This window comes from Vibrio sp. Vb1755, from assembly GCF_033338635.1.
Classification (GTDB): Bacteria; Pseudomonadota; Gammaproteobacteria; order Enterobacterales; family Vibrionaceae; genus Vibrio; species Vibrio alginolyticus.
The window spans coordinates 1-1,300 of record NZ_JAWOTA010000189.1 but is presented as its reverse complement, the minus strand read 5'-3'; the positions used below and the strand labels follow the sequence as shown (position 1 = coordinate 1,300).

The following is a 1,300-nucleotide window of genomic DNA, read 5'->3' as shown; positions in this document are numbered from 1 at the left end:
TGCTTTGCTCTATTAGAACTGCAACGTCAATATAGGAGAATTACCATGAATAACATCGCAGCTAAAATTGTACTTACTTCAGTTCTTGCAACGTCATCTACCGCAGTATTAGCCAGTGATAAGTGGGAAAAAGAATCCATGGACGCTTGGCTAGATGGTAAAGCAGAAACCACCTTACTGCTTAATAGCAACCTGAACTCTTTTGATATCAACACTGATGTTGAAAATCAGGTGGTTACGCTGACAGGTTCGGTCAATAACGATTTGGAAAAGTCGCTGGCAGAAGAGTTGGTTTCAGGCCTTGATGGTGTGAAAAAAGTAAATAACGAGCTAACGGTAGTGAGTGAAAATAAACAAGATGCCGATTCTGATGCATTTGCTGCATTAACGGATTCAAAAATTACTACTATTGTGAAAACTCGTTTACTGATGGATACCAGCGTTAGTGGTACAGACATTGATGTCACCACAGAAAATAAAACCGTAACCTTAACCGGTAAAGTGAACTCAGATGCCGAGCACGATCTGGCATTATCGATTGCAAATAATACCAACGATGTAAATAAGGTTGTCGATAAGCTTGAAGTTGTTCAGTAATAACTAATATTGAGCTTTCACTTTAAAAAATAAGGAGACAACACAATGGTTCGTTGGATGTTTATTTTCCTTGCTTTGGCTCTCGTTTCAGCGGTGCTCGGATTTAGTGGTATTGCCGGTGCCGCCGCAGCTGTCGCGCAAGTGATATTTTATCTGTTCCTGTTGTCATTAATTGTATCAATAGTATTTGTGATACTTGGAAAGAAAAACGTAAATAGATAGGAGTTAGCATGCGAGTTACGTCATTTATTTATCGTATCGCCGCAGTATTTGGTTTGGTGTTTGCTTTAGCGGCGTGTAGTGATGAAGGGCCAATGGAAAAAGCGGGCAAAAAATTGGATGAGACTGCGGAAGAAGCGCAAAACGCCATTGAAGATGGTTGTGAAAACCTTAAAGAGAATCTGAACGCGGAAGACAAAGATTGTTAAGCGTTCACCTCATCCACCAACAGCAAAAAAGGGCGGCGTGATAACCGCCCTTTGTTTTACCAACTATTCTTAATCCGATAAGGAGTCAGAGATGAAGAACATATTCGATGTGCTAAAAGAAAGTCATGAAAAACAGCGCCTTTTGCTGGATGCACTGATGGAAACATCCGGAGATTCCCCAACTCGTCGAGAGTTTTATCGCGACCTAAAGCACGAGCTTGAGCAACATGCCGCCGCTGAAGAGCGTTACTTTTATGCACCGCTGATTGAGAGCG

General features: G+C 41.5%; 4 protein-coding genes. All 4 read left to right on the top strand.

The window, feature by feature from the left end:
* Positions 1-45: 45 nt before the first annotated feature.
* Positions 46-597, top strand: a complete 552-nt coding sequence (locus R7E00_RS23770; protein WP_005496656.1) for a BON domain-containing protein — start codon at positions 46-48, stop codon at positions 595-597.
* A gap of 45 nt (positions 598-642) precedes the next feature.
* Complete coding sequence (locus R7E00_RS23765; RefSeq protein ID WP_005478615.1) at positions 643-819, top strand: DUF1328 family protein; 177 nt, start codon at positions 643-645, stop codon at positions 817-819.
* Positions 820-827: 8 nt separating this feature from the next.
* Complete coding sequence (locus tag R7E00_RS23760; protein ID WP_005466987.1) at positions 828-1,025, top strand: hypothetical protein; 198 nt, start codon at positions 828-830, stop codon at positions 1,023-1,025.
* A gap of 91 nt (positions 1,026-1,116) precedes the next feature.
* The coding region (locus R7E00_RS23755; RefSeq protein WP_318124696.1) for a hemerythrin domain-containing protein at positions 1,117-1,300 on the top strand (184 nt) is incomplete at its 3' end.

Coding starts and splice junctions, on each gene's coding strand:
- R7E00_RS23770 (WP_005496656.1), top strand. CDS start 46: ATGAATAACATCGCAGCTAAAATTGTACTTACTTCAGTTCTTGCAACG.
- R7E00_RS23765 (WP_005478615.1), top strand. CDS start 643: ATGGTTCGTTGGATGTTTATTTTCCTTGCTTTGGCTCTCGTTTCAGCG.
- R7E00_RS23760 (WP_005466987.1), top strand. CDS start 828: ATGCGAGTTACGTCATTTATTTATCGTATCGCCGCAGTATTTGGTTTG.